Raw genomic sequence first — 3063 nt, 5'->3', positions numbered from 1 at the left:
CCAACGCCCAGCGCAATCAAAGCTGGACGGAGATGCTGGGGCTTAACGCCTTTGCGCTGTTTAAAAACAAGCGCATGGCTATCTTCTTTATCTTCTCGATGATGCTCGGTGCCGAACTGCAAATCACTAATATGTTCGGCAACACCTTCCTGCATAACTTCGATAAAGATCCGCTGTTTGCCGGCAGCTTTATCGTCGAGCACGCGTCAGTGCTGATGTCGATTTCGCAGATCTCCGAAACGCTGTTTATCCTGACCATCCCGTTCTTCCTTAGCCGCTACGGCATTAAGAACGTGATGCTGATTAGTATCGTGGCGTGGATGCTGCGCTTCGGCCTGTTCGCCTTTGGCGACCCGACACCGTTCGGCACTGTACTACTGGTGCTGTCGATGATCGTCTACGGCTGCGCCTTCGACTTCTTCAACATCTCCGGTTCGGTGTTCGTTGAGAAAGAGGTTCGTCCGGAAATCCGCGCCAGCGCCCAGGGGATGTTCCTGATGATGACCAACGGCTTCGGCTGTATTCTTGGCGGGATGGTGAGCGGCAAAGTGGTTGAGCACTTTACCGTCGAGGGGATCACTGACTGGCAAAGCGTGTGGCTGATTTTCGCCGGTTATTCGCTGGTGCTGGCCTTTGCCTTCGTGGCGCTGTTCAAATACAAACACGTCAGACAACCGACCGCCGCCCAGCAGAGCGCGTGATCGTCAAAAGCAAAACGCCCCGCCTGTTCAGCGGGGCGTTTTTTTATCCCTTCAGCACGTAGCCATACAGCCGCTTAATGCCATCCGGATCCGTTTCGCTGTAAACCCCCTGCAGCTCCGGCGAGAAGCCCGGCAGCATATTGACTCCCTCCTCCAGCGCGAGGAAATAGCGCAGTACCGCCCCGCCCCAGATCTCACCGGGCACCACGCATAATACCCCTGGCGGATAGGGCAGCGCCCCCTCTGCCGCAACGCGGCCTTCCGCCTCGCTCAGACGCACCAGCTCCACGTTGCCGCGGATAAATTCGCGGTTAGCATCCTGCGGATTCATCACCACGCGCGGGAAGCTCCGTTTACGGAACATCTCCTTTTGCAGGCTCTTCACATCAAAGCTGACGTACAGATCGTGCATCTCCTGGCACAGCTCGCGGAGTGTGTAATCGCGATAGCGCACCGGATATTTGTTGTAGATGGTCGGCAGCACGTCAGCCAGCGGCGTATCCGACTCAATATGCTGTTCGAACTGCCCCAGCATCGCCACCAGCTGCGCCATTTTTTCGGCGCTCTCCGCCGGCGTCAGCAGGAACAGAATCGAGTTGAGATCGCACTTCTCCGGCACGATGCCGTTTTCACGCAGATAATGCGCCAGAATGGTTGCCGGGATGCCAAACTCACTGTACTCCCCACTTTCAGCGTCAATGCCCGGGGTGGTCAGCAACAGCTTGCACGGGTCGACAAAATACTGGTCGTCCGCATAGCCCTCAAAACCATGCCAGCGCGCGTCGGGTTCGAAGCTGAAGAAGCGGCGCTCCCGGGCGATCGCCTCGGTCGGGTGATCCTGCCATGGACGCCCCGCCACCACTGGCGGAATAAAGGGCTGGATCATCTTGCAGTTAGCGATGATCGCTTTCCGCGCCTCGATGCCCAGCGCCACACACTCGGCCCACAGGCGGCGGCCGCTCTCACCTTCATGAATTTTGGCGTTGACGTCCAGCGCGGCAAACAGCGGATAGAACGGGCTGGTGGAGGCATGCAGCATAAAGGCGTTATTCAGCCGCTTGTGCGGACAGAAACGCGCCTGGCCGCGCAGATGGTTATCCTTTTTATGGATCTGCGACGTCTGTGAGAAGCCGGCCTGCTGCTTGTGCACGGACTGGGTGACAAAAATACCCGGATCGTCCGGGGTCAGCTCCAGCAGCAGCGGCGAGCAGTCGGCCATCATCGGGATAAACTGCTCATAGCCCACCCACGCCGAGTCGAACAGGATGTAATCGCAGAGGTGGCCTATTTTATCCACCACCTGGCGGGCGTTATAGACCGTGCCGTCGTAGGTCCCCAGCTGGATCACCGCCAGACGAAACGGGCGGGAGGCATTGGCTTTCTCAGGCGCCGCTTCGCGGATGAGATCCCGCAGGTAATGCTCATCAAAGCAGCGCTCGTCAATGCCGCCGATAAAACCGAACGGATTGCGCGCGGCTTCAAGATAGACCGGCGTCGCCCCCGCCTGAATCAGCGCCCCGTGATGGTTTGACTTGTGGTTGTTACGATCGAACAGCACCAGATCGCCGCGGGTCAACAGCGCATTGGTCACGACTTTGTTGGCCGCCGAGGTGCCGTTGAGGACGAAGTAGGTTTTATCCGCATTGAACACTTTCGCAGCGAACTTCTGCGCGTGCTTGGCCGACCCTTCGTGGATCAGCAGATCGCCTAATTTCACATCGGCGTTGCACATGTCGGCGCGAAAGACATTTTCGCCAAAAAAGTCATAGAACTGACGGCCTGCAGGGTGCTTTTTGAAAAACGCCCCGTGCTGATGCCCCGGACAGGCAAAAGTGCTGTTATCCATCTCGACGTACTGGGTCAGAGTATTGAAAAACGGCGGCAGCAGACGCGCTTCATAATCACAGGCCGCCGCCTCCAGCTCCAGCCACTCCTGATCTTTACCGGCGATCACCGCCTGCACCCCCTCTGGCCTCTCGACCGCCGTCTCACTCAGCAGGTAGACCGGCAGATTAAATCCGCTGCGTCTGAGGAGAGCAAGGATGCCGCTGCGACTGTCCGCCGCGGTGATGACGACTGCCGCCACATCGGTAAAATCGGTACTGTCCAGCGCCACAACGCGACGGTGGGTGGACAAGCGGGTGACCAGCTCGCAGCTGGCGGCAATGTGCATGGATTTCATAAGCGCAAATGCCCGTATCGGGAGTGTAAAAATCTCAGACAAGGAAACCTTGCCCAACGATGTGTCCGGGTCTGACGGATTTCAGCTCCGACCGCCGGACATCAGTAAAAGCAGACGCGTCCGATCTTACTGTTGCCCTACAGTGAGCATACGTGTCCTTCACCGCATGGTGAACAGAGG

2 protein-coding genes are annotated in these 3063 nt (G+C 57.9%); one reads left to right on the top strand and one right to left on the bottom strand.

Annotated elements, in window-relative coordinates; all coding sequences use genetic code 11:
• The coding region (locus ACZAHD_RS22830; RefSeq protein WP_462458752.1) for an MFS transporter at positions 1-701 on the top strand (701 nt) is incomplete at its 5' end.
• Positions 702-744: 43 nt separating this feature from the next.
• On the opposite strand, the gene ACZAHD_RS22825 is transcribed toward ACZAHD_RS22830, so the two are convergent.
• The gene (locus tag ACZAHD_RS22825) at positions 745-2883 is read right to left on the bottom strand and encodes an ornithine decarboxylase (protein WP_008806477.1); all 2139 of its coding nucleotides are present in this window, start codon (positions 2881-2883) and stop codon (positions 745-747) included.
• Positions 2884-3063: the final 180 nt, after the last annotated feature.

This window comes from Raoultella sp., assembly GCF_039594335.1.
In the GTDB taxonomy this organism is placed as follows: domain Bacteria; phylum Pseudomonadota; class Gammaproteobacteria; order Enterobacterales; family Enterobacteriaceae; genus Klebsiella.
This window is presented reverse-complemented; position numbering and strand designations above follow the sequence as displayed.

Bases quoted from the DNA above. Each gene is read 5' to 3' on its own strand.
- ACZAHD_RS22825 (WP_008806477.1), bottom strand. From the start codon at position 2,883: ATGAAATCCATGCACATTGCCGCCAGCTGCGAGCTGGTCACCCGCTTG.